Source organism: Streptomyces sp. NPDC002536 (assembly GCF_053594995.1).
Genome location: NZ_JBSFWU010000012.1, coordinates 1 through 22,960 on the forward strand (window position 1 = coordinate 1; position 22,960 = coordinate 22,960).

Below are 22,960 nucleotides of genomic sequence, written 5' to 3' on the forward strand. Positions count from 1 at the left end.
GGGTACCTCCTGGGGGCACCCCCAGCGGTAGCTGGGGGAGGTAGCTGGGGGAGTAGCAGCCCCGCGCCCCTTACGGGGCGCGGGCGCGGGCTGCTCAGGCCGTCACGGAAGCGTGACGGCCAAGTCGCTCGACATCGTGAAGTACGGGTGGACGCCCGCGATCGTCGGGTAGATGTCGGTCTTGTTGCGGTCGACGATGTCCCCGACGAGCCGGCCCAGCTTGACCGGCTCGGCCCCGGGGGCCGGCACCAGGGCCAGGTCCCAGGTCGTGCTTTCGTCGCCGCCGCGGGCCGCCTTCAGCCGCTCGTACGGGACGGTGACCCGGAACGCCGTCGTGCCGGTGATCTCGACGTCCACCGAGACCTCGGCCGCGGTTTCGGTGCGCGGGGTGCCGACGAGGACGGGCTTGCCGTCGTCGGTGAACTCGGCGCCGTGCAGGGTGCCTTCGACCGTGAACGCGTCCTCGCCGGTGCGGATGCTGCGCGCCTCGGCGTGGGCCGGGCGGTGCCAGGCGCGCAGCGCGAGGTAGCCGTCGACGGTCGGGTAGGGCACCCACCAGGTGAACGGGGCGTCCGGCAGCGGCTCCACGGTGAGCAGGCCCTTGCCCTCGGCGAGGTGGGAGACCACGCGGCGGCGGGCTCGGTCGTCCTCGCGCACGACGTGCAGATCCCAACGTCCTTCGCCCAGGCGGAGCTTGCGCCGGTCCAGGACGGCCGTCCAGGGGTCGCCCTTGTCGCCGGCCGGCGGGGTGAGCGGCACGCCGATGGGCTTGCCCTCGCGGCGGCGGGTGACGGTGAGGGTGAGCTTGTCGCCGGAGACGCCGCTGCCGTCGACGGACACCAGGATGTTGCCGTCGGCGTCGACGCGGCAGGAGGCCACGGGGCGCAGCGCCTTGCGGACGACGATGTCCTTGAGGACCTTCTTCACCGGCTGCTTCGCCTGCTTGGCCCCCTTGCCAACGGGTCGCCGGACGAGCTTGCCGAGGGCGCGGCGCAGCAGCCTGCCCAGCGGCACGGACGTGCTGCCGGCCCCGGACGTCGCGGCGCGCTCGCCGCGGAGGCTCTCGATGAGGTCGAGGTAGGCGTCGGCAATGCGTTCGGGGGAGTAGCGCTGGGCGGAGGCGCGGGCGGCCTCGCCCATGCGGCGGCGGAGGCCGTCGTCCTCGATCAGTTCGAGCAGGCCCTTGGCGATGGCGTCGCTGTCGCCGACGGGGACGAGGAGGCCGTCCTCGCCGTGGGTGATGATCTCGCCGGGCCCGTGCGGGCAGTCGGTGGCGACGACGGGGACGCCGCAGTGCATGGCCTCCACGATCGTCATGCCGAAGGACTCCTCGCGGGAGGTCACGGCGGCGATGGAGCCCTTGGCCCACTCGGTCTCGATGGGGGAGTGGGCGCCCATGAGCGTGACCGACTCGTTGAGCCCGAGGCGGTCGATCTGCGCGCGCAGCCTGGCCTGTTCGGGGCCGCGGCCGTAGAGGCGCAGCTTCCAGTCGGGGTGCGCGGCGGCGACGGTGACCCAGGCCTTGACGAGCAGGTCGTAGCGCTTGACGGGGATGAGCCGGCCGGCGGCGACGACGAGCCTGGCGTCGGGGTCGGCCTGTTCGACCTCGGAGGCCGGTACGCCGTTGGGCAGGCAGACGATCTTCGTCCTGGCGTCGGGGAACTGCTCCCGGTGGGTGGCCGCGTCGGCCTCGGAGACGGTGGTGTGCGCGTCCAGGTGTGGGATGGAGGCGTCCTGGTAGGCGCGGATGGCCGGCTCGTGGGTGCCGTAGATCCGGTGCTCCTGGCCGATGCGCAGGTAGCGGTCGGTGCCGAACTCGGCGAGGTACATCACCAGGCCGGGGCGGGTGGCGATGACGACGTCGGCGTCGGTGCGGGCCAGGTGTTCGGCGACGCGCTGGTCGGTGAGGGCGCTGAAGTGCGCGCCCTTGGCCTCGACCGCGGGGATGTACGTGCTCTCCTGCGCGAGCAGTTCGTGGTCGCGGTCGGCGCCCTCGTCGGGGCGCTGGTCGATGAGGTTGACCAGTCTGACCCTGGGGTGGAGGGGCAGCCTCGGCGTCTTTCCGCTTCTGATGACCGACACGATCTCCACGTCGTGGCGCTCAGCGAGAGCGCTCGCGACGTTGAACGTCGAGCGGATGGTGCCGCCGATGCCGTAGGCGTTCTGCAAAAGGAAAGAGATCTTCATGGCGGTGTGTCCGCGGCGCGCTGTCGGCGCTGCGTCCGTCCTTCCCCCTGGCCCGGGTGTCGAGGTCTCCCCACCGTCGGTTAAGACCGTTGAGAGGGATTTGGGTTGCCCGGGCAGCCTACATTGTGGCTTGGGTCACGTTGCAAGGATCAGTGCCCGGGCGTCTTCGACCGCACCGACGCCGCGGCCTGTTCGCTGCCCCGCGCGAGGATGCGGCGGAAGACGTAGCCGCCTGCGTCGCGGCCCGCGGCCAGGGCCTTGGTGTCGTCGGCGGTGACCGCGGTGCCGTCCGTGCGGCCCGCGACGGTGAAGTACGCGTACCGCCCTTCCGCGTTCGCAGAGCTGCGGCACGTGGTGCCGCGGCAGAAGGCCGTGCCGTCGTCCCCGGGCAGCGGGGTGACGTTGCCCGTGGACTGGTCCTTGGCCTTGTCGGCGGCGGCCTTCGTGTCGAAGACGGCCACCCCGACCGTCACGGCGACGCCGTCGCGCAGGTAGGTGGCCCGCAGCACCTGGCGGCAGCCGTTGTCCTTGAGGACCTGGCCCAGGCCGCCCTCGGCGGCGTTGGTGCAGTCGGCGGCGGTGTCGGTGGCGATGCGCCTGTAGGCGGCTCCGGGGCTCATCACCGGCTCGGCCTGCGGGAAGAAGCTCTGGGTGGTGATCGGCGCCTTGTCCTTGTCCGCGCCGGATATGAACTCCCGCGGGTCCGGCGGCGACGGCGGCGCGACCGGGGCGAAGGTCGGCTCGGCGGAGGCGGGCGCACTGGGCAGCCTGCCGCCCGCGGTGTCGGCCTTGTCGCTCGGGTCGCTCTTGCCCGTCATGACCACGGCGGTGGCCACGATGGCGGCCACGGCACCCGCGCCGAGCACGCCGCCGCCGACGAGCAGCAGCTTGCGGCGCCGGCCGCGTGCGGCGGTGTCGTCGGCGAGCTGCGCCCAGTCGGGCGTGGTGGCCGGGGGCGGCGGCTGGTGCGGGGGCATGGGCGGGGGTCCCCACTGCGGAGGCGTCGGTCCGGAGTCGCCCGTGGGCCCGTACGGCCCCCCCTGCCCAAAACTCATGTCCCGCATCGTAATCCGGTTGGTCGTGCCCCGGTCGGCCGGGAGAATACGGCGCATGGGACATGTGGAGACGGCGCACCTCGAGTACTACCTTCCGGACGGCAGAGCGCTGCTCGGCGACGTCTCCTTCCGGGTCGGGGAGGGCGCCGCGGTCGCCCTGGTCGGGGCCAACGGCGCCGGCAAGACGACCCTGCTGAGGCTGATCTCCGGGGAACTGCAGCCGCACGGCGGCACGGTCACGGTGAGCGGCGGGCTGGGCGTGATGCCGCAGTTCGTCGGGTCCGTGCGGGACGAGCGCACCGTGCGGGACCTGCTGGTCTCCGTGGCGCCGCCGCGCATCCGCGAGGCGGCGCAGGCCGTGGACGAGGCCGAGCACGCGATGATGACAGTCGACGACGAGGCGGCGCAGCTCGCCTATGCGCAGGCCCTGGCCGACTGGGCGGAGGCCCGCGGCTACGAGGCCGAGACCCTGTGGGACATGTGCACCACGGCCGCCCTCGGCGTCCCGTACGAGAAGGCCCAGTGGCGCCAGGTGCGCACCCTCTCCGGCGGCGAGCAGAAGCGGCTGGTGCTGGAGGCGCTGCTGCGCGGTCCGGAAGAGGTGCTGCTGCTGGACGAGCCGGACAACTATCTGGACGTCCCCGGCAAGCGCTGGCTGGAGGAGCGGGTGCGGGAGACGCGGAAGACGGTGCTCTTCGTGTCCCACGACCGCGAGCTGCTCTCCCGCGCCGCCGAGAAGATCATCAGCGTCGAGCCGGGTCCGGCCGGCAGCGACGTCTGGGTGCACGGCGGCGGCTTCGGCACCTACCACCAGGCGCGCAAGGAGCGCTTCGCCCGCTTCGAGGAGCTGCGCCGCCGCTGGGACGAGAAGCACGCCCAGCTGAAGAAGCTGGTGATCAGCCTGCGCGAGGCGGCATCCGTCAGCCACGAGATGGCCTCGCGCTACGCGGCGGCCCAGACCCGGCTGCGGAAGTTCGAGGAGGCGGGTCCGCCGCCGGAGCCGCCGCGCGAGCAGGACATCCGGATGCGGCTGCGCGGCGGCCGTACCGGCGTACGCGCGCTGACCTGCGAGAAGCTGGAGCTCACGGGGCTGATGCAGCCGTTCGACCTGGAGGTCTTCTACGGCGAGCGGGTGGCGGTACTGGGCTCGAACGGCTCGGGCAAGTCGCACTTCCTCCGCCTGCTCGCCGGGGATTCCGAGAACCCCGTGGCCCACACCGGCGCGTGGAAGCTGGGCGCCCGGGTCGTCCCCGGCCACTTCGCCCAGACCCACGCCCGCCCCGAGCTGCAGGGCCGCACGCTCGTCGACATCCTGTGGACGGAGCACGCCAAGGACCGCGGGGGCGCGATGTCGGCGCTGCGCCGATACGAGCTGGAGGGCCAGGGAGACCAGCGCTTCGAGCGGCTGTCGGGCGGCCAGCAGGCACGCTTCCAGATCCTCCTGCTGGAGCTGTCCGGCACCACGGCCCTGCTGCTGGACGAGCCGACGGACAACCTGGACCTGGAGAGCGCCGAGGCCCTCCAGGAGGGCCTGGATGCCTACGAGGGCACGGTCCTCGCGGTCACGCACGACCGCTGGTTCGCCCGTTCCTTCGACCGGTTCCTGCTTTTCGGAGCGGACGGGCGCCTGCGGGAGGTCTCGGAGCCGGTGTGGGACGAGGCCCGGGTGGCGCGCAAGCGATAAGGTGCCCCGCCGCGTTTTGACCCTGCCGGGCGGCGCCGGGTACTCTGTGGGTTCGTTATGCGTATTGGCTTGGTCGTTCTCACGCGAGGGGCCCTTACGCTTGTCCGTCGGGCTGGTTGCCGGTGGCCTGCACGCGGGTTGCGTCCCCGTGGTGCGGCCGTAGCCGTGTGATCTTTCTGTACGGACCGTGTCAGGACCCAAACTCAACTGAGAAAAGGCTACGACCGTGCGTACGTTCAGCCCCAAGCCCGGCGATGTGACGCGCCAGTGGCACATCATTGACGCGCAGGACGTCGTCCTGGGCCGTCTCGCCTCCACGGCTGCCTCCCTGCTGCGTGGCAAGCACAAGCCTGTGTATGCCCCGCACATGGACATGGGTGACTTCGTTGTCATCATCAACGCCGACAAGGTGCACCTGTCCGGCAACAAGAAGACCCAGAAGATGGCCTACCGCCACTCTGGCTTCCCGGGTGGTCTGCGCTCCGTCCGTTACGACGAGCTGCTCGCCAAGAACCCCGAGAAGGCTGTCGAGAAGGCCGTCAAGGGCATGCTGCCGAAGAACTCCCTCGGCCGTCAGATGCTCTCGAAGCTGAAGGTCTACTCGGGCGACCAGCACCCGCACGCCGCCCAGCAGCCCGTTCCGTTCGAGATCACCCAGGTCAAGCAGGGCTGAGTCCCGGCCACCGCCGAACCAGAAAGTCTGAGGAGAATCAGTGGCTGAGACCACCGCCGAGATGCCGCTCGAGGGCGTCGAGGAGTACACCACGGAGACCGAGGTCGTCGAGTCGGAGTACACCTCCGAGTCCCTCGCCTCCCGCTTCGGCGAGCCGCAGCCGGCCGCCGGCCTGGGCCGTCGCAAGAACGCCATCGCCCGCGTCCGGATCGTTCCGGGCACCGGCAAGTGGAAGATCAACGGCCGCACCCTTGAGGACTACTTCCCCAACAAGGTGCACCAGCAGGAAGTCAACGAGCCCTTCAAGGTGCTCGAGCTCGACGACCGCTACGACGTCATCGCCCGCATCGCGGGTGGCGGCGTGTCCGGCCAGGCCGGCGCCCTGCGCCTCGGTGTGGCCCGCGCCCTCAACGAGGCCGACGTGGACAACAACCGCGGCGCGCTGAAGAAGGCCGGCTTCCTGAAGCGCGACGACCGTGCGGTCGAGCGCAAGAAGGCCGGTCTGAAGAAGGCCCGCAAGGCTCCGCAGTACAGCAAGCGCTAAATCGCGGCTTCACTGCACTGCCCGAACGCCCCGGCGGCACGAAATGTGCCGCCGGGGCGTTCGGCCATTGGCGGCCCGGGGCGTATACCTGGAGGAAACGCCCTGGCCCCGGGCTCGACACCTTCACGTTCGGGGGTCCGTGCGCGGACCCCGCACTCCAGTGTTTTTCGGAGGACACCAGTGGGACGACTCTTCGGTACGGATGGTGTGCGCGGTGTCGCCAACGCCGATCTGACGGCAGAGCTCGCGCTCGGCCTGTCGGTCGCAGCGGCGCATGTGCTCGCCGAGGCGGGTTCCTTCGAGGGCCATCGCCCGGTGGCGGTGGTCGGCCGTGATCCGCGCGCGTCCGGGGAGTTCCTGGAGGCCGCCGTGGTGGCAGGACTGGCCAGTGCGGGCGTGGACGTCCTGCGGGTGGGCGTGCTGCCCACGCCCGCGGTCGCCTACCTCACCGGGGCGCTCGGCGCCGACCTCGGCGTGATGCTCTCCGCCAGCCACAACGCGATGCCCGACAACGGCATCAAGTTCTTCGCCCGCGGCGGCCACAAGCTCGCCGACGAGCTCGAGGACCGTATCGAGCAGACCTACCGGGCCCACGCCTCCGGCGAGCCCTGGGACCGGCCCACCGGCGCCGGTGTCGGCCGGGTCCGCGAGTACGACCAGGGCTTCGACAACTACGTCGCCCACCTGATCGGCGTCCTCCCCAACCGCCTCGACGGCCTCAAGGTCGTCATCGACGGCGCCCACGGCGCGGCGGCCCGGGTCTCGCCCGAGGCCTTCGCGCGGGCCGGTGCCGAGGTCGTCACCATCGGCACCGAGCCGGACGGCCTCAACATCAACCACGAGTGCGGCTCCACGCACCTGGGCAAGCTGCGCGCCGCCGTCGTCGAGCACGGCGCCGACCTGGGCGTGGCGCACGACGGCGACGCCGACCGCTGCCTGGCCGTGGACGCCAAGGGCGACGAGGTCGACGGCGACCAGATCCTGGCCGTGCTGGGTCTCGCCATGCGCGACGCCGGGTCGCTGCGCAAGAACACGATCGTGGCGACCGTGATGTCGAACCTGGGCTTCAAGCTGGCCATGGAGCGCGAGGGCGTCGACCTCGTCCAGACCGCGGTCGGCGACCGCTACGTCCTGGAGGAGATGAAGGCGAACGGCTTCGCCCTCGGCGGCGAGCAGTCCGGCCACGTCATCGTCCTGGACCACGCGACGACCGGCGACGGCACGCTGACCGGCCTGATGCTGGCGGCCCGCGTCGCCGCGACGGGCCGCTCGCTCGCGGAGCTGGCGGGCGTGATGGAGCGGCTGCCGCAGGTGCTCGTCAACGTGCGCGACGTCGACAAGTCGCGGGTCGCCACCTCGGAGGAGCTGGCGGAGGCCGTGAAGACGGCGGAGCGTGAACTCGGTTCCACCGGGCGGGTGTTGCTGCGGTCCTCGGGGACCGAGCCGCTGGTGCGGGTGATGGTCGAGGCTGCCGACATCGAGCAGGCGCGCACGATTGCGCAGCGGTTGGCCGACGTGGTGAAGTCCGCGCTGGGCTAGCAGAGTTGGGGCCCCGGTTTCACCGGGGCCCCTGCCGTTTCTACAGCTTGCGCAGCGACAGCCGCTGCACCTTGTGGTCCGGACCCTTGCGCAGGATCAGGTTCGAACGGCCCCGTGTCGGGGCGACGTTCTCCAGGAGGTTGGGCTTGTTGATGGTCCGCCAGTTCCGGCGCGCGTAGTCGAGCGCCTCCTCCTCCGACACCTCCGTGTAGCGCCGGAAGTACGAGTCCGGGTCCTGGAACGCCGTGGCCCGCAGCTTCCGGAAGCGGTGGTAGTACCACTGCTCGATGTCCTCGGCCCGCGCGTCCACGTACACGCTGAAGTCGAAGAAGTCGGCGAGCCCGACCCGGGTGCGGCCGTCCTTGCCGGGCTGGGCCGGCTGGAGGACGTTGAGGCCCTCGACGATCAGGATGTCGGGGCGGTGCACGGTCAGCCGCTCGCCCGGCACGATGTCGTAGGTCAGGTGCGAGTAGACCGGCGCCGAGACCTCCTCCTTGCCGGCCTTCACGTCCGCGACGAACCGCGTCAGCGCCCGCCGGTCGTAGGACTCGGGGAAGCCCTTCCGCGACATCAGGCCGCGTGCCTGCAGCTCCGCGTTGGGCAGCAGGAAGCCGTCCGTGGTGACGCGCTCCACGCGCGGGTGCTCGGGCCAGCGCGCGAGGAGGGCGCGCAGCAGCCGGGCCGTGGTCGACTTGCCGACGGCCACGCTGCCGGCGACGCCGATCACGAAGGGCGTGCCGCGCTGGGCCCCCTTCTCGCCGAGGAAGGTGTTGAGCGCGCCGCGCAGCTGTCCGGTGGCGCCCACGTAGAGGTTGAGCAGCCGGGAGAGCGGCAGGTAGATGTCGCGGACCTCGTCGAGGTCGATGACGTCGCCGAGCCCCTGCAGCGCCTCGACCTCGGCGGCCGTGAGCGGCAGCGGCGTGTTCTCGCGCAGGGCGCTCCACTCGGCCCGGGTGAGGTCGACGAAGGGCGAGGAGTCGGCACGCCGTCGCTGGTGCGGGGGTTGCGGCTGCTCTGTGGTGGTCGGCACGGCCCCCATTCTGCGGGGGCCACGGGCGGTGATCACCTCGGGGGTGTGTGGCGCGGGCGACACCGAGGGGCGCGTGTGGTGCCGGTGGGTGAAGTTCGGCCGGGAGCCTGTACTTACTCACGGGTCAGGAATACGTTCCAGCCTTGCTGTGCCGTCTGTCCAGCCTTTCCGTTGTCCGGTCCGGTCCGCACCCCGCGCGAGGCTCCCGTGTTCGTTCTCCGTCTCGTACACCGCCACCTGCGCTACTCGGTCCGGCGCGCGTTCCGCCGCTCCGGCTCCGGTTCCGCCGCCTGCCGCAGCGGCGACGCGGCCCGGGAGGCCTTCGCCGACCGGGTGCGCGGGGAGCTCGGCGCCGAGCTGCCGGAGGAGGATCTGGGGCAGGAGCTGGGCGACTGCCTGGACCGGTACGTCCTGGGCAGCAAGCCGCGCTGCGAGGAGGTCGAGTACCTGGATCTGGTGCAGGAGGCCATCTACCGGATCGAGCGCGGACGTTGAGGCGGGAGCCGTACGCTGCACTCCATGTGCGGAATCGTTGGGTATGTGGGAGGGCAGTGCGCCCTCGACGTCGTCCTCGCCGGGCTGCGGCGGCTGGAGTACCGCGGCTATGACTCGGCCGGTGTGGCGGTGCCTGCCGACGGCGGGCTCGCGGCCGCGAAGAAGGCCGGCAAGCTCGCCAATCTGGAGAAGGAGCTCGCCGCCCGCCCCCTGCCGTCCGGGCACACCGGCATCGGCCACACGCGGTGGGCCACGCACGGCGCGCCCAACGATGCCAATGCCCACCCTCATCTGGACAATCCGGGCCGCGTCGCGGTCGTCCACAACGGCATCATCGAGAACTTCGCCGCGCTGCGCGCCGAGCTGGCCGAGCGCGGTCACGTACTGACCTCGGAGACGGACACCGAGGTCGTCTCCCATCTGCTCTCGGAGGTCTTCTCCTCCTGCGGCGACCTCGCCGAGGCCATGCGGCAGGTGTGCCGTCGCCTGGAGGGCGCGTTCACGCTGGTCGCGGTGCACGCGGACGACCCGGACGTGGTGGTCGGCGCCCGCCGCAACTCCCCGCTGGTGGTGGGCGTGGGGGACGGCGAGGCCTTCCTGGCCTCGGACGTCGCGGCCTTCATCGCCCACACCCGGGAGGCGGTCGAGCTCGGCCAGGACCAGGTGGTCGAGCTCCGCCGGGAGCTCGCGGACGTGACGGTCACCGTCACCACCTTCGAGGGCAAGGAAGCGGAAGTCCGCCCGTACCACGTCGACTGGGACGCCTCGGCCGCCGAGAAGGGCGGCTACGACTACTTCATGCTCAAGGAGATCGCCGAGCAGCCGAAGGCCGTCGCGGACACGCTGCTGGGCCGCATCGACGCTGCCGGGACGCTGTCGCTGGACGAGGTGCGGATCCCGGGCCCGGTGCTGCGGGAGGTCGACAAGGTCGTGATCGTGGCGTGCGGCACGGCGTACCACGCCGGGCTGATCGCCAAGTACGCGATCGAGCACTGGACGCGCATCCCGTGCGAGACGGAGCTGGCGAGCGAGTTCCGCTACCGCGACCCGATCCTCGGCCCGCGGACGCTGGTGATCGCCATCTCCCAGTCCGGCGAGACGATGGACACGCTGATGGCGCTGCGGCACGCGCGCGAGCAGGGCGCGAAGGTCCTGGCGATCTGCAACACGAACGGCTCGACGATTCCGCGCGAATCGGATGCCGTGCTGTACACGCACGCCGGCCCGGAGGTGGCGGTCGCCTCGACGAAGGCGTTCCTGACGCAGCTGGTGGCCTGCTACCTGGTGGCGCTGTACCTGGGGCAGGTGCGCGGCACCAAGTGGGGCGACGAAGTCCGGTCCGTCGTACGGGAGTTGTCGGACATCGCCACGCACGTGGACGAGGTCCTGGAGACGATGGAGCCGGTGCGCGAACTGGCCCGCTCGCTGGCGGACAAGGGGACCGTGCTGTTCCTGGGCCGGCACGTCGGATACCCGGTCGCCCTGGAGGGCGCGCTGAAACTGAAGGAGCTGGCGTACATGCACGCCGAGGGCTTCGCGGCGGGCGAGCTGAAGCACGGCCCGATCGCGCTGATCGAGGAGGACCTGCCAGTGGTGGTCGTGGTGCCGTCGCCGCGCGGCCGGTCCGTCCTGCACGACAAGATCGTCTCCAATATCCAGGAGATCCGGGCCCGCGGCGCCCGCACCATCGTGATCGCGGAGCGGGGCGACGAGGCGGTGTGGCCGTACGCGGACCACCTGATCGAGATCCCGGTGACCCCGGTGCTGCTGCAGCCGCTCGTCGCGACCGTCCCGCTCCAGGTCTTCGCCTGCGAGCTCGCGACGGCGCGGGGCAACGAGGTGGACCAGCCGCGCAACCTGGCGAAGTCGGTGACGGTCGAATGATCGTCGGAGTCGGTATCGACGTCGCCGAGATCGAACGTTTCGGCGCCGCGCTGGAGCGCACCCCCGGCATGGCGGAGCGCCTGTTCGTGGAGCGCGAGCTCTACCTGCCGAGCGGCCAGCGCCGCGGCACCGCCTCGCTCGCGGTCCGCTTCGCGGCCAAGGAGGCCCTGGCGAAGGCACTGGGCGCCCCGGGGGGCCTGCTGTGGACGGACGCGGAGGTCGTCACGGAGAACAGCGGCCAGCCACGCCTGGTGGTCACGGGGACGGTGGCGGCACGGGCGGAGGCGCTGGGTGTGACGTCGTGGCATGTGTCGCTGAGCCATGACGCGGGGGTCGCTTCCGCTGTGGTGATCGCGGAGAAGTGAGGGGGCGGGCGCGGGCGGGCGGCCGTTGGCGGTGCCGCCCGCTCCAGGCCTGTGGCCCCGGTTTCATGAATGCCCTGCGATACAGGTACCGGATAGGTACCATCGCGGCTATGCCGTCCTTGAACGTGACCTTCACCGATGACGAGCTCGAGGCCGTACGCGCTGCTGCTGCGGCGGAAGGCAAGTCGCTGAAGCAGTACATCCATGACCTGTCCGTGCGCGAGTACCAGAGGCGCCAGTTCGTCCGCCACGCCGTGGACTGGGGGCTGGAACACCGCGCCGAGTTCGACGAGGCATTCCCCGACGAAATCCCTCCGGGGCAGGGCCGACAGGGAGCCGAAGCCGCCTGATGGCCATGGTCCTCTACATCGACGTGTCCTGGCTCCTGGATGTCCAGGAGCAAGTGGTCCCGGAAGACGTCTCGGTCGCCGACTATTCGGCGCTCGTGGCCGCAGTCGCCCGCCACAAGACGCGCATTCCCCACCCCGATGCCGCCGACCCCGATGCCGCTTGGCGCGCCGCGGCGCTTCTGCATACCTTGGTGCGCCTCGAACCCCTGCCGCACCGGAACTCCCTCTACGCCTGCCAGGTCGCCGTTGCCTACATGCACCAGTCCGGTGAGGGAGTTGACCCGCCGTACGGCGCACTGGTCGAACTTGTGCGTGAAGTCCAAGGACGAAAGGCCGACATCTTCGAGGTGGCAGGTCGCCTGCGCGGCTGGCGCGTCTGAACCCTTTGGCTCTCCAGCCCATAACCGGTTTTCGCCCGGGCCTTCACCCGGAAGAGTGCCAGGCCCCGCGTTTCAGCCCCGCGCCACGTCCCGCCACACCCCCCGCAGCCCCTCCGCCACGGCCATCGACGTGATCGGCGCCGCCCCCAGGTCCCGTGCCGCCAGCCCGTGCAGGTACGCCCCCACGGATGCCGCGTCCCGCCCCGGCAGGCCCGCCGCCAGCAGGGAGCCCGTGAGGCCCGAGAGGACGTCCCCGCTCCCCGCGGTCGCCAGCCACGGCGTCCCCGTGGGGTTCACCCGCACCGGGGTGTCCGCGCCGGAGGCGATCAGGGTCGTCGAGCCCTTCAGGAGGGCCGTCACCCCGAAGTGTTCCGCCAGGCCGCGCACCGCCGCCAGACGCCCGGCCTCCACCTCCTCGCGGGACAGGCCCAGCAGGGCCGCGGCCTCCCCGGCGTGCGGGGTCAGGACCGTCGCGGCGGTCCGGGCCCGTACCGCCCCGGCGTCCAGCAGGCGCAGGCCGTCCGCGTCGACGAGGACCGGGACGTCCTGGGCGAGGACGTCCTCCAGGGCCCGGCGGGCCTCCGCGCCGTCGCCCAGGCCCGGGCCCACCACCCACGCCTGGACCCGGCCCGCCTTCGACGGCGGGCCGGCCGTCACCAGGGTCTCGGGGAAGCGGGCGATCACCGCGTCCACCGCGGGGCCGGCGTAGCGCACCGCGCCCGCACCGCCCTGGAGGGCGCCGGCCACGGCCAGGACGGCGGCGCCGGGGTAGCGGGCCGAGCCCGCGACGATGCCGACCACACCGCGGCGGTATTTGTCACTCTCCGGCTCGGGGAAGGGGAGCAATCCGGCCACATCCGCGTGGTGGAGGGCCTCCACGTCCGGGGGGCCTGCCAGGAACGGCCCGAGGCCGATGTCGACCAGACGCAGCGCCCCCGCGCACTCCCGCGCCGGGTCGATGAGCAGGCCCGGCTTGTAGGCGCCGAAGGTCACCGTCGCATCCGCCCGCACCGCGGCCCCCCGCACCTCGCCGGTGTCCGCGTCCACGCCGCTCGGCAGGTCGACGGCCACCACGAGCGCCCCCTCCGCCTCCCCGACCAGGGCCTCCGCCTCCGGCCGCAGGCCGCCGCGGCCCCCGATGCCGACGATTCCGTCGATGACGAGGTCGGCCCGGCGGAGCACGGCTGCGCCGGCCGCAGCGGTCACCGCCCGGCCCCCGGCCGCCCGCAGGGCCGCCAGGCCGCCCTCGTGCGCCCGCTCCGGCGCGAGGAGCACCGCCGTGACCCCCGCGCCCCGGCGCGCGAGCCGGGCGCCCGCGTAGAGCGCATCGCCCCCGTTGTCCCCGCTGCCGGCCAGCAGCGCCACCCGGGCCCCGTACACCTTCCCCAGCAGGTCCGCGCAGGCCGCGGCCAGTCCGGCCGCCGCCCGCTGCATCAGGGCGCCCTCGGGCAGCCGGGCCATGAGCGCGCGCTCGGCGGCCCGTACGGTCTCCACGCTGTAGCCAGTCCTCATGGGGCCAGCCTCCCCCAGGGGTCACGGCCGCGACACCCGTCGCCCCCCGCCTGCCGCGTGGCCTGAGACACTGACGGGGATGAGTGAGACACCGATGCGCGTCCGAGCCGTGGTCGACCTGGCCGCCCTGCGGGCCAACGTACGCACCCTGAAGGCCCGCGCCCGTGGCGCGCAGCTGATGGCCGTGGTCAAGGCGGATGCGTACGGGCACGGCGCGCTGCCGTGCGCCCGCGCCGCCCGGGAGGCCGGCGCCGAGTGGGTCGGCACGGCCCTGCCGCAGGAGGCGCTCGCGCTGCGTGCCGCCGGGGACACCGGCCGGCTGATGTGCTGGCTGTGGACGCCGGGCGACCCGTGGCGGGAGGCCGTCGAGGCGGACATCGACGTCTCCGTCAGCGGCCTGTGGGCGCTGGACGAGGTCACCGCGGCCGTCCGGGCCTGCGGCCGCCCCGCCCGCGTCCAGCTGAAGATCGACACCGGCCTGGGCCGCAACGGCTGCCAGCCCGGCGACTGGGAGCAGCTCGTGGCCGCCGCCCGCGCGGCGGAGGAGGCGGGCCTGGTCCGGGTCACCGGCATCTGGTCCCACTTCGCCTGCGCCGACGAGCCCGGGCACCCCTCCATCCGTGCCCAGCTGGCCGTCTTCCAGGACGCCGTCGGCTACGCGGAGCGCCAGGGCCTGCGCCCCGAGGTGCGGCACATCGCCAACTCCCCGGCCACCCTCACCCTCCCCGAGACCCACTTCGACCTCGTACGCACCGGCGTCGCGATGTACGGCATATCGCCGAGCCCCGAGCTCGGCACCCCGGAGTCGCTCGGCCTGCGGCCCGTGATGACGCTGACGGCCTCCCTGGCCTCGGTCAAGCGGGTGCCCGGCGGCCACGGCGTCTCGTACGGGCACCAGTACACGACCCCGGGCGAGACGACCCTGGCGCTCGTCCCCGTCGGCTACGCGGACGGCATCCCGCGCGCCGCCTCCGGCACCGGACCCGTACTGATCGGCGGCAAGTGGCGCACGGTCGCGGGCCGGGTCGCGATGGACCAGTTCGTCGTGGACCTCGGCGGCGACGGCGCGGAGCCGGGCGACGAGGCCGTCCTCTTCGGCCCCGGCGACCACGGCGAGCCCACCGCCGAGGACTGGGCAAGAGCGACCGGAACCATCGCCTACGAAGTGGTCACCCGCATCTCGGTGCGTGTGCCCCGCGTCTATGTCGGTGACACTGCAAGTACCGGCAGCACTGCGCGCACACCACGTGGTGACACGGGACGTGACCACGACACGGGGGGCACAGGATGAGCGAGGGCGACAGTACGGGCACGGGCACGGCGGCGGGCGCCGCCTGGCGGCGCGGGGCGGGACTCGCCGGGGCCGCGGTCGGGGTCGTGGCGGCCGGAGCCGCGGTCGGGGTCGCCGTGGAGCGGCTGACGGTCGGGCGCGGCATGCGCCGCAAGGCGCGCCTCGCCCTGGACTCGTCGGGCCCGTACGGGACGCTGCGCGGCACGCCCGGGACGGCCGTCGCCGCGGACGGCACCGAGCTGTACTACGAGGTCGACGAGGTCGCGGAGCCGGAGACGGAGCGCCCCGGGCGTCGCTTCGGCCGCCGGCCGGCCACCGCCGCGCCGCCCGTCACGGTCGTCTTCAGCCACGGCTACTGCCTGAGCCAGGACTCCTGGCACTTCCAGCGCGCCGCCCTGCGCGGCAAGGTCCGCATGGTCTTCTGGGACCAGCGCAGCCACGGCCGCTCCGAGCGCGGGCGCGGCACCCCCCTCTCCGTCGACCTCCTGGGCCACGACCTGAAGGCCGTCATCGACGCCGCCGCCCCCGAGGGGCCGCTGGTGCTCGTGGGGCACTCGATGGGCGGCATGACGACCATGGCGCTCGCCGCGCACCATCCCGGCCTCATCGCGGAGCGCGTCGTCGGCGCGGCCTTCGTCGGCACGTCCTCGGGGCGGATGTCCGAGGTGACGTACGGGCTCCCGGCCGCCGGGTGGAGCGTGGCGCGGCGGATCCTGCCGGGCGCCTTCAAGCTGATGACGACCCAGACCGAGCTGGTCGAGAAGGGCCGCCGGGCCACCAGCGAGATCGTCGGCGGTGTCATCAAGCGCTACTCGTTCGGCGCGCGGGACGTCGACCCCGCGGTGGCACGGTTCGCCGAACGGCTGATCGAGGCGACGCCGGTGGACGTGGTCGCCGAGTTCTACGCGGTCTTCGCCGGGCACGACAAGCTCGCGGCGCTGTCCGCCTTCGACCACCTGCCGGTGCTGGTCCTCGCCGGCGACAAGGACATGGTCATCCCGCACACCCACAGCGAGGTCATCGCCGAGGCCCTGCCGGACGCCGAGCTGGTGCTGGTTCCCGGGGCCGGGCACATGGTGATGATGGAGCACCCCGGGCTCGTCGACGACCACCTCGCGGAGCTGCTGGCCGAGGCGGGGGCCGTGGGCGCCCCGGCGCCGCGCACCGCCCCGGCCCCGTAACATCGGTCTGCATGAACGCCCCGCACGACACCACCGGCCGCCCCGGCGCCGCAGCGCAGCTCACCGTCAAGTCCGCCGACGACATGCGGGAGTTGGGCCGCCGGCTCGCGGGCCTGCTGCGCCCCGGCGACCTCGTGCTGCTCTCCGGCGAGCTCGGCGCCGGCAAGACGACGCTGACCCGCGGCCTGGGCGAAGGCCTCGGCGTGCGCGGTGCCGTCACCTCGCCGACGTTCGTGATCGCCCGGGTCCACCCGTCGCTGCGGGGCGGCCCGGCGCTCGTCCACGTCGACGCCTACCGCCTCTCCGGCGGGCTGGACGAGATGGAGGACCTCGACCTCGACGTGTCCCTGCCGGAGTCGGTGATCGTCGTGGAGTGGGGCGACGGCAAGGTCGAGGACCTGTCGGACGACCGGCTGCGGGTCGTCATCGAGCGGGCCGTCGGGGCGGACGGCCTCGCGATCGACGAGGCGGACGACATCCGCACCGTGACGGTGACGGGCGTGGGCGCCCGCTGGGCGGACGCGGACCTGGCGCCGCTGGGCTGACGTGCTGAGGCGCGTATTCCGACAACATTCCGACAAGCCGTCGGCAAAATGTTGCGCGGGTGCCTCCGGGCGTGGTCACATGGACTGCAGAGACTCGGTTAGGTCTACCTAACTTCGCCCATGGCATCCCTGGAGGCGCACATGTCGGCCCACGAGCCTGCGAGCCGCTCCGAGGAGCGGACGCCTTCGATGCGCGATCTGCTCGCGGCGTGCGCGGCGGCCGATGCGGTGTCGACTCCGCCGAGGGAAGAGGACGACGCGGAGCCGGCCGAGGACCAGCCGGATCGCGAGGCGGCGTAGAAGGGGGCGCCCCGTCAGGGGCGCGGGGAACTGCGCGACCAGCCACAGCCGACCCGCAGCCGCAGAGCTACGGAACGACGACGACCTTGGTCCCACTGACGGCGAACTCCCACATGGCCCGCCCATCGGCCGGCTTCTCGCGGATGGCGCCCGTCCGCTTCCCGGAGTTCGGGTTCGGTGAGGACCCGTCGACGGCGGCGCTGAAGCCGAAGACCACCCCGTTCACCGCGTTGAACCGCACCACGTGCTCCACCGGGATCCCGTCCGACCCGGTGATGTTCGCGGAGCGCGACGTCACCGTGTACGTCCCCGGCTGCGGGCTCACCGCGCTCGGCGCGACGTCGAAGGTCCGCGAGGCCTTGCCGTCCGCCCCCACCAGCCACACCCGCTTCTGCGCGAGCGCGTAGACCACCCGCAGCCCGGTGCCCGAGGCCGCCGGAACCGCGTTCGCCGCCTGCTGCCGGCCGTCCTGCGGGCCCGCGGCCGGCTTGCCGCCCTGCTGCTGGGACTGCTTGTCCTTGCCCGCGGCGGCGTGGTGACGGGCGGGCTTGTCGGGCGCGGCCTCGGCCTGGTAAGCGAGAAAGCCGACCCCGGCCAGCGCCGCCGCGGTGAGCGCGGCCACGATGACCCCCGAGCTGCTGCGTGCCACGCTGAGCACCCCTTCGTCTGCGAATACGCTGCGGATACACGCACGCGCGCAAACGCGCCGCCCTGCGTACGGCCCGACCGTAGCACCTGGACGTGCCCCCGCCGCGCCCCCGGCAGCCCCGGTGCGCACACCCGCCCGGTTCCCGGCCGGGCACCGGCCGCCCCACCCGGCGCCGTACGCTTGTCGGTGTGCTGCTGCTCGCTCTTGATACCGCCACCCCCGCCGTCACCGTAGCCCTCCACGACGGCGACTCCGTCGTCGCCGAGTCGGGTCAGGTGGACGCCCGCAGGCACGGTGAGCTGCTGCTTCCCGCCGTCGACCGAGTGCTCTCCGAGGCCGGCCGCACGCTGGCGGACGTGACGGACATCGTCGTCGGCGTCGGCCCCGGCCCGTACACCGGCCTGCGCGTCGGCATCGTCACGGCGGCCACCTTCGGCGCCGCGCTCTCCGTCCCCGTCCACGGCCTGTGCTCGCTCGACGGCATCGCGTACGCGGCCGGGCAGGCGGGCCTGACCGGCGAGTTCGTCGTCGCGACGGACGCCCGCCGCAAGGAGGTCTACTGGGCCCGCTACGCGGACCCGCGCACCCGCCTGACCGAGCCCGCCGTGGACCGTCCCGCCGACCTCACCGAGAAGCTGGCCGGCCTGACGGCCGTCGGCGCGGGCGCCGTCCTGTACGCCGACGCCTTCACGGACGTCCGGGCCGACCTGCCGCAGCACCAGTCCGCGGCCGCCCTGGCGGCGCTCGCGGCCGAGAAGCTGCGCACGGGCGGGGAGTTCCTGCCGGACCAGCCGCTGTACCTGCGCCGTCCCGACGCCCAGGTACCGGCCAACTACAAGGTGGTCACCCCGAAGTGACGGCGACACCCGTGCCCGACCCGGCCGAAGTGCCCGTCCGCATCCGGGAGATGCGCTGGTGGGACATCGGCCCGGTGCTCGACCTGGAGCGCGAGCTCTTCCCGCACGACGCCTGGTCCAAGGGCCTGTTCTGGTCCGAACTGGCCCACGCGCGCGGGCCGAACGCCAACCGCCGCTACGTGGTCGCCGAGACCCGCGAGGAGAAGCCCCGCGTCGTCGGCTACGCCGGGCTCGCCGCCGTCGACGGCACCGGCGACGTCCAGACCATCGCGGTCGCCTACGACTTCTGGGGTACCGGCCTCGGCGCGCGGCTGCTCACCGAGCTGCTGACCACCGCGACCTCCTTCGAGTGCCGCGAGGTGCTGCTCGAGGTGCGCGTCGACAACACCCGGGCCCAGCGCCTCTACGAGCGCTTCGGCTTCGAGCCGGTCGGCGTCCGCCGCGGCTACTACCAGCCGGGCAACGTCGACGCCCTCGTCATGCGCCTCTCCGACCCTTCTACCGCAGTGCAAGGAATGACCCATGGCTCGCAAGGCTGACGAACCCCTCGTCCTCGGCATCGAGACCTCGTGCGACGAGACCGGCGTCGGCATCGTCCGCGGGCACACGCTCCTCGCGGACGCGGTCGCCTCCAGCGTCGACGAGCACGCCCGCTTCGGCGGTGTCGTCCCCGAGGTCGCCAGCCGGGCGCACCTGGAGGCGATGGTCCCGACGATCCAGCGCGCCCTGAAGGATGCCGGGGTCAGCGCGAAGGACCTCGACGGCATCGCGGTGACGGCGGGCCCCGGCCTCGCGGGCGCGCTGCTCGTGGGCGTCTCGGCGGCGAAGGCGTACGCCTACGCGCTCGGCAAGCCCCTGTACGGCGTGAACCACCTGGCCTCCCACATCTGCGTGGACCAGCTTGAGCACGGCGCCCTGCCGGAGCCGACGATGGCCCTGCTGGTGAGCGGCGGCCACTCCTCGCTGCTGCTGGCCCCCGACATCACCTCCGACGTCCGCCCGCTGGGCTCCACCATCGACGACGCGGCGGGCGAGGCCTTCGACAAGATCGCCCGCGTCCTCCACCTCGGCTTCCCGGGCGGCCCGGTCATCGACCGCTACGCGCGCGAGGGCGACCCGGAGGCGATCCGCTTCCCGCGCGGCCTGACCGGCCCGCGCGACCCCGCCTACGACTTCTCCTTCTCGGGCCTCAAGACGGCGGTGGCCCGCTGGATCGAGGCCAAGCGCGCCGCGGGCGAGGACGTCCCCGTCGCGGACGTGGCGGCGTCCTTCCAGGAGGCGGTCGTCGACGTCCTGACCCGCAAGGCCGTCCGCGCCTGCAAGGACGAGGGCGTCGACCACCTCATGATCGGCGGCGGCGTCGCCTCCAACTCCCGCCTGCGCGCGATGGCGCAGCGCCGCTGCGAGGACGCGGGCATCACCCTGCGCATCCCGCGCCCGAAGCTGTGCACGGACAACGGCGCCATGGTCGCGGCGCTGGGCGCGGAGATGGTGGCGCGGGGCCGGGCGGCTTCGTCGTGGGACCTCTCGGCGGACTCCTCGCTGCCGGTGACGGAGCCGCACGTGCCGGGACACGACCACGACCATGGGCACGGTCGCGACCACGACCACGACCACGACCACTTCCATGAGTTGAGCAAGGACAACCTGTATTCCTGACGGCTTATCCTGGTGCCCGGGCAATCGGGGGACACGGGGAAGGCGGCGATCCGCAGTGGAATGGTTCTGGTGGGCGTTCATCTTCGCCGGCCCGGCCGCGGGCATCGTCGCCAAGGTCACCGAACCCGTTCGCGGCGGCCTCAAGATGCGCCACGAGCGCAAGCTCGCGGAGCTGGAGGCGCAGCGCGAGGCCCAGCGCGAGGAGCGCGCGGCACTGGAGGCGGCGGCCAAACCGCCCGCCCCGGTGTGCGGTTGCGGACACCACCTCGCCAAGCACGACAAGCAGGGCAAGTGCCATGAGTCGGTCGAGGTGGCCGTCGCGTGGGACGCGGACAAGAAGCCGGTCGGTTACGAGCCGGGCCGGTGCAACTGCCAGCAGTACGTGGGCCCGCAGCCGCTGACGACGCTCTACGCGGAAGATCTGACGGACCTGGACTGACGCCCCGCAAGGGGCGCGGGGCTGTTACTCCCCCAGCTACCTCCCCCAGCTACCGCTGGGGGTGCCCCCAGGAGGTACCCCCAGCGGCTCCGCCGCGTGGGCGCGACCGGCCAAGAACGACCCGCACCAGAGCGCCTACGCGCGAACTGGCTGCCCCAGCAGCATCGTCGGCGCCCCGGCGACCCGCGTCAGAACGACGACACAGGAGTTCGGCCCGTCGAGCTTGAGCTTCCTGCGAAGCTCCTCCGGCTCCACCGCCGACCCCCGCTTCTTGATCACGGCCACGCCGATCGCGCGCTCGCGCACGATCGCCTTCAGCTTCTTGAGGTTGAAGGGGAGCACGTCCGTGATCTCGTACGCCGCCGCATACGGCGTCGCGCGCAGCTCGTCGGCCGTCACGTACGCGATCGTCTCGTCGACGAGCCCGCCGCCCAGCTCCTCCGCGACCTCCGCGACCAGGTGCGCCCGGATCACCGCGCCGTCCGGCTCGTACAGATACCGCCCCACCGGGCGGACCGCCGGGTCCGGGAGACCGCGGCCCGTCAGCGACGCGCCCTCCGGCAGGAGCGTCGCCCGCCGGACGCCCGGGTCCGTGCCGAACCACAGGACGGCCTCCTTCACGTCACCGCCGTCCGAGATCCACTCCGCCTCCGCCTCCTCGGGGACCGCCTCGTGCGGAACCCCCGGCGCGATCTTGAGCGCTGCGAACGGGGCCTTGCGGGCGGCACCGACCGCCCAGGACAGCGGCGGCGAATAGGCCTCGGGGTCGAAGATCCGGCCACGGCCGCCGCGCCGTGCCGGGTCGACGAAGACCGCGTCGTACGCGGAGGCGTCGACCTCGGTCACGTCCGCGCAGCGCACCTCGATCAGCTCGGACAGCCCCAGCGCCGCCGCGTTCGCCCGGGCGACCTCGCAGGTCAGCGGGTCGCGGTCGACGGCGAGCACCGAGACGCCCGCCCGCGCGAGCGCGATCGCGTCGCCCCCGATGCCACAGCAGAGGTCGGCCACCCGGCGCACCCCGAGCGCCGCGAAGCGGCGGGCCCGGTACGCGGCGACCGAGGTACGGGTCGCCTGCTCGACGCCGTGGGGGGTGAAGTACATGCGGTACGCGTCCTCGGTACCGAACTTCGCGACCGCCCGCTGCCGCAGCCGCGCCTGCCCGAGCGCGGCGGACACCAGCTCGGCGGGATGCTCCCGCCGCAGCCGGGTCGCTGTCGCGAGCTCCTGGGAGGGGTCGTAGTGGCGCAGCTCGTCGAGGAGGCGCTGACCCTCGTCGGTGAGGAGGGAGGCGAAGGCGTTCGGTGCAGGCACGGTGCCATTCTCGTCGACGGCCGCAAAGGCGGTCACTGTTGTCCACCTGAGCGTGACCGCGGGGGTCCCGGTTTGTGAGGCCACCCATAGGGTGCAGGTCACATACGAGGGCGGGTAGTGGGCTCCGATGGGGTTAATTCGGGCATTCTGCCTGCTTTGGGGGTGCCCCTTTCCGCCCGGTGGGGTAGTAGGTCACACCTTTGCCAGCGAGTTTTCCCGCCGCTAACACTGGTCGGGTCGCAGGGCGCCGTCGATCGAGACGCGGCGCTTCTTTCGCGCCAATGACGGCCACTGCGACTTCGCGACTGAAAGGGATCTTCTCGCTCATGCGCTCCACCATCTCCGGCTATACCGCTCTGCCCAAGGCCCACAAGTTCTCCGCTGCCGTTGTCGCGGCGACCGGCGTCGCCGCCGTCGCCCTGGCCGCCGTCGGTGCCGGCACCGCCAGCGCCGCCCCGGCCGTCAAGACGGTCGCGCAGAACGCCCGGGCCTTCGGCGAGACCCAGCAGGACGAGCTGAGCAAGCAGACCGACACCGCCGCCGCCCAGGCCAAGGCCGCTGCGGCCGCCGCCAAGGCCGGCGCCGAGCGCTCCGCCCAGGACACCGTGAGCCGCTCCGCCGAGCGCGCCCCGGCCAAGACCCAGGCCGCTGCTGCGGCTCCCAAGGCCTACGGTGACAATCTGGACGGCTGGATCACCCAGGCGCTGGACATCATGAAGGCCAAGGGCATCCCCGGCTCCTACGAGGGCATCAAGCGCAATGTCATGCGCGAGTCGACCGGCAACCCGCAGGCGGTCAACAACTGGGACGTCAACGCCCAGAACGGCATCCCCTCGAAGGGCCTGCTGCAGATCATCGACCCGACCTTCAAGGCGTACCACGTCGAGGGCACCTCCTGGGACATCTACGACCCGGTCGCCAACATCGTCGCCTCCTGCAACTACGCCGCCGACAAGTACGGCTCCATGGACAGCGTCAACTCCGCCTACTAAGAGCAGGCAGCCACGCACAGGGCGGCAGCACCCCGATC

The 22,960-nt window shown here is 72.6% G+C and carries 24 protein-coding genes; 18 read left to right on the forward strand and 6 right to left on the reverse strand.

Annotated features, from left to right (window positions below):
* Window positions 1-102: 102 nt before the first annotated feature.
* Window positions 103-2,187, reverse strand: coding sequence for a glycosyltransferase family 4 protein (locus ACWD4B_RS06835; protein ID WP_451419783.1), 2,085 nt, complete (start codon window positions 2,185-2,187; stop codon window positions 103-105).
* 149 nt (window positions 2,188-2,336) lie between these two features.
* The gene (locus ACWD4B_RS06840) at window positions 2,337-3,164 is read right to left on the reverse strand and encodes a hypothetical protein (protein ID WP_451419784.1); all 828 of its coding nucleotides are present in this window, start codon (window positions 3,162-3,164) and stop codon (window positions 2,337-2,339) included.
* Between the two features lie 133 nt (window positions 3,165-3,297).
* On the opposite strand from ACWD4B_RS06840, the gene ACWD4B_RS06845 reads away from it, so the two are divergent.
* The 4 genes from ACWD4B_RS06845 (at window position 3,298) to glmM (ending at window position 7,682) form a co-directional block, all read left to right on the forward strand.
* On the forward strand, window positions 3,298-4,926 hold the full coding sequence (locus ACWD4B_RS06845; RefSeq protein WP_451419785.1) for an ABC-F family ATP-binding cassette domain-containing protein: 1,629 nt from the start codon (window positions 3,298-3,300) through the stop codon (window positions 4,924-4,926).
* Window positions 4,927-5,152: 226 nt separating this feature from the next.
* Window positions 5,153-5,599 carry a 50S ribosomal protein L13 gene (rplM, locus tag ACWD4B_RS06850; RefSeq protein ID WP_336413022.1) on the forward strand — a complete coding sequence of 149 codons (447 nt, stop codon included), beginning with the start codon at window positions 5,153-5,155 and terminating at the stop codon, window positions 5,597-5,599.
* 40 nt (window positions 5,600-5,639) lie between these two features.
* Window positions 5,640-6,143: a 30S ribosomal protein S9 gene (rpsI, locus tag ACWD4B_RS06855; RefSeq protein WP_336413021.1), complete on the forward strand. Its 504-nt coding sequence runs from the start codon at window positions 5,640-5,642 to the stop codon at window positions 6,141-6,143.
* Window positions 6,144-6,323: 180 nt separating this feature from the next.
* Entirely contained in the window at window positions 6,324-7,682 is a 1,359-nt protein-coding gene (gene glmM, locus ACWD4B_RS06860) for a phosphoglucosamine mutase (RefSeq protein ID WP_451419786.1), read from the forward strand.
* Window positions 7,683-7,722: 40 nt separating this feature from the next.
* Here the strand turns inward: glmM and coaA are convergent, their stop codons facing one another.
* Window positions 7,723-8,721, reverse strand: coding sequence for a type I pantothenate kinase (gene coaA, locus ACWD4B_RS06865; protein WP_451419852.1), 999 nt, complete (start codon window positions 8,719-8,721; stop codon window positions 7,723-7,725).
* A gap of 198 nt (window positions 8,722-8,919) precedes the next feature.
* Here coaA and ACWD4B_RS06870 point away from each other — a divergent pair, with 198 nt between their 5' ends.
* From ACWD4B_RS06870 to ACWD4B_RS06890, 5 genes are all read left to right on the forward strand, one after another.
* Entirely contained in the window at window positions 8,920-9,207 is a 288-nt protein-coding gene (locus ACWD4B_RS06870; protein WP_451419787.1) for a hypothetical protein, read from the forward strand.
* Between the two features lie 24 nt (window positions 9,208-9,231).
* Window positions 9,232-11,091: a glutamine--fructose-6-phosphate transaminase (isomerizing) gene (glmS, locus tag ACWD4B_RS06875; RefSeq protein WP_451419788.1), complete on the forward strand. Its 1,860-nt coding sequence runs from the start codon at window positions 9,232-9,234 to the stop codon at window positions 11,089-11,091.
* Window positions 11,088-11,456 carry a holo-ACP synthase gene (locus ACWD4B_RS06880; protein ID WP_336413016.1) on the forward strand — a complete coding sequence of 123 codons (369 nt, stop codon included), beginning with the start codon at window positions 11,088-11,090 and terminating at the stop codon, window positions 11,454-11,456. Before glmS ends, ACWD4B_RS06880 begins: the two co-directional genes overlap by 4 nt.
* Before the next feature lie 110 nt (window positions 11,457-11,566).
* Window positions 11,567-11,806, forward strand: a complete 240-nt coding sequence (locus tag ACWD4B_RS06885; RefSeq protein WP_451419789.1) for a hypothetical protein — start codon at window positions 11,567-11,569, stop codon at window positions 11,804-11,806.
* Between the two features lie 5 nt (window positions 11,807-11,811).
* Window positions 11,812-12,186, forward strand: a complete 375-nt coding sequence (locus ACWD4B_RS06890) for a toxin Doc (RefSeq protein ID WP_451419853.1) — start codon at window positions 11,812-11,814, stop codon at window positions 12,184-12,186.
* 72 nt (window positions 12,187-12,258) lie between these two features.
* On the opposite strand, the gene ACWD4B_RS06895 is transcribed toward ACWD4B_RS06890, so the two are convergent.
* Entirely contained in the window at window positions 12,259-13,698 is a 1,440-nt protein-coding gene (locus ACWD4B_RS06895; protein ID WP_451419790.1) for an NAD(P)H-hydrate dehydratase, read from the reverse strand.
* A 79-nt stretch (window positions 13,699-13,777) separates the two neighbouring features.
* Between ACWD4B_RS06895 and alr the strand changes: the two genes are divergently transcribed.
* The 4 genes from alr (at window position 13,778) to ACWD4B_RS06915 (ending at window position 17,015) form a co-directional block, all read left to right on the forward strand.
* On the forward strand, window positions 13,778-14,989 hold the full coding sequence (gene alr, locus ACWD4B_RS06900; RefSeq protein ID WP_451419791.1) for an alanine racemase: 1,212 nt from the start codon (window positions 13,778-13,780) through the stop codon (window positions 14,987-14,989).
* Entirely contained in the window at window positions 14,986-16,170 is a 1,185-nt protein-coding gene (locus ACWD4B_RS06905) for an alpha/beta fold hydrolase (protein WP_451419792.1), read from the forward strand. Before alr ends, ACWD4B_RS06905 begins: the two co-directional genes overlap by 4 nt.
* Window positions 16,171-16,181: 11 nt before the next feature.
* Window positions 16,182-16,715: a tRNA (adenosine(37)-N6)-threonylcarbamoyltransferase complex ATPase subunit type 1 TsaE gene (tsaE, locus tag ACWD4B_RS06910; protein ID WP_391155807.1), complete on the forward strand. Its 534-nt coding sequence runs from the start codon at window positions 16,182-16,184 to the stop codon at window positions 16,713-16,715.
* A gap of 120 nt (window positions 16,716-16,835) precedes the next feature.
* Window positions 16,836-17,015: a hypothetical protein gene (locus ACWD4B_RS06915; protein WP_451419857.1), complete on the forward strand. Its 180-nt coding sequence runs from the start codon at window positions 16,836-16,838 to the stop codon at window positions 17,013-17,015.
* 67 nt (window positions 17,016-17,082) lie between these two features.
* Here ACWD4B_RS06915 and ACWD4B_RS06920 read toward each other — a convergent pair whose 3' ends face one another.
* A complete protein-coding gene (locus tag ACWD4B_RS06920; protein ID WP_451419793.1) occupies window positions 17,083-17,664 on the reverse strand; it encodes a L,D-transpeptidase in 582 nt (193 codons plus the stop codon).
* 188 nt (window positions 17,665-17,852) lie between these two features.
* Here ACWD4B_RS06920 and tsaB point away from each other — a divergent pair, with 188 nt between their 5' ends.
* The 4 genes from tsaB to ACWD4B_RS06940 are packed head-to-tail and all read left to right on the forward strand — an operon-like array spanning window position 17,853 to window position 20,619.
* Entirely contained in the window at window positions 17,853-18,521 is a 669-nt protein-coding gene (gene tsaB / locus ACWD4B_RS06925; RefSeq protein WP_336413008.1) for a tRNA (adenosine(37)-N6)-threonylcarbamoyltransferase complex dimerization subunit type 1 TsaB, read from the forward strand.
* Window positions 18,522-18,571: 50 nt separating this feature from the next.
* Entirely contained in the window at window positions 18,572-19,060 is a 489-nt protein-coding gene (gene rimI, locus ACWD4B_RS06930) for a ribosomal protein S18-alanine N-acetyltransferase (protein WP_451419854.1), read from the forward strand.
* Window positions 19,044-20,180, forward strand: a complete 1,137-nt coding sequence (gene tsaD, locus ACWD4B_RS06935; protein WP_451419794.1) for a tRNA (adenosine(37)-N6)-threonylcarbamoyltransferase complex transferase subunit TsaD — start codon at window positions 19,044-19,046, stop codon at window positions 20,178-20,180. The genes rimI and tsaD overlap by 17 nt, the downstream gene beginning before the upstream one ends.
* A 55-nt stretch (window positions 20,181-20,235) precedes the next feature.
* Window positions 20,236-20,619: a hypothetical protein gene (locus ACWD4B_RS06940; RefSeq protein ID WP_451419795.1), complete on the forward strand. Its 384-nt coding sequence runs from the start codon at window positions 20,236-20,238 to the stop codon at window positions 20,617-20,619.
* Between the two features lie 135 nt (window positions 20,620-20,754).
* Here ACWD4B_RS06940 and ACWD4B_RS06945 read toward each other — a convergent pair whose 3' ends face one another.
* Window positions 20,755-21,930 carry a class I SAM-dependent methyltransferase gene (locus tag ACWD4B_RS06945; protein WP_451419796.1) on the reverse strand — a complete coding sequence of 392 codons (1,176 nt, stop codon included), beginning with the start codon at window positions 21,928-21,930 and terminating at the stop codon, window positions 20,755-20,757.
* A 326-nt stretch (window positions 21,931-22,256) separates the two neighbouring features.
* Here ACWD4B_RS06945 and ACWD4B_RS06950 point away from each other — a divergent pair, with 326 nt between their 5' ends.
* Window positions 22,257-22,922 (forward strand): transglycosylase SLT domain-containing protein, encoded by a 666-nt coding sequence (locus ACWD4B_RS06950; RefSeq protein WP_451419797.1) that lies wholly within the window; start codon window positions 22,257-22,259, stop codon window positions 22,920-22,922.
* Window positions 22,923-22,960: the final 38 nt, after the last annotated feature.

Coding starts and splice junctions, on each gene's coding strand:
- tsaE (WP_391155807.1), top strand. CDS start 16,182: ATGAACGCCCCGCACGACACCACCGGCCGCCCCGGCGCCGCAGCGCAG.
- glmS (WP_451419788.1), top strand. CDS start 9,232: ATGTGCGGAATCGTTGGGTATGTGGGAGGGCAGTGCGCCCTCGACGTC.
- ACWD4B_RS06835 (WP_451419783.1), bottom strand. CDS start 2,187: ATGAAGATCTCTTTCCTTTTGCAGAACGCCTACGGCATCGGCGGCACC.
- ACWD4B_RS06880 (WP_336413016.1), top strand. CDS start 11,088: ATGATCGTCGGAGTCGGTATCGACGTCGCCGAGATCGAACGTTTCGGC.
- coaA (WP_451419852.1), bottom strand. CDS start 8,721: ATGGGGGCCGTGCCGACCACCACAGAGCAGCCGCAACCCCCGCACCAG.
- ACWD4B_RS06950 (WP_451419797.1), top strand. CDS start 22,257: ATGCGCTCCACCATCTCCGGCTATACCGCTCTGCCCAAGGCCCACAAG.
- ACWD4B_RS06905 (WP_451419792.1), top strand. CDS start 14,986: ATGAGCGAGGGCGACAGTACGGGCACGGGCACGGCGGCGGGCGCCGCC.
- ACWD4B_RS06885 (WP_451419789.1), top strand. CDS start 11,567: ATGCCGTCCTTGAACGTGACCTTCACCGATGACGAGCTCGAGGCCGTA.
- ACWD4B_RS06840 (WP_451419784.1), bottom strand. CDS start 3,164: ATGCCCCCGCACCAGCCGCCGCCCCCGGCCACCACGCCCGACTGGGCG.
- ACWD4B_RS06845 (WP_451419785.1), top strand. CDS start 3,298: ATGGGACATGTGGAGACGGCGCACCTCGAGTACTACCTTCCGGACGGC.
- ACWD4B_RS06915 (WP_451419857.1), top strand. CDS start 16,836: ATGGCATCCCTGGAGGCGCACATGTCGGCCCACGAGCCTGCGAGCCGC.
- alr (WP_451419791.1), top strand. CDS start 13,778: ATGAGTGAGACACCGATGCGCGTCCGAGCCGTGGTCGACCTGGCCGCC.
- ACWD4B_RS06895 (WP_451419790.1), bottom strand. CDS start 13,698: ATGAGGACTGGCTACAGCGTGGAGACCGTACGGGCCGCCGAGCGCGCG.
- ACWD4B_RS06890 (WP_451419853.1), top strand. CDS start 11,812: ATGGTCCTCTACATCGACGTGTCCTGGCTCCTGGATGTCCAGGAGCAA.
- rimI (WP_451419854.1), top strand. CDS start 18,572: ATGCGCTGGTGGGACATCGGCCCGGTGCTCGACCTGGAGCGCGAGCTC.
- tsaD (WP_451419794.1), top strand. CDS start 19,044: ATGGCTCGCAAGGCTGACGAACCCCTCGTCCTCGGCATCGAGACCTCG.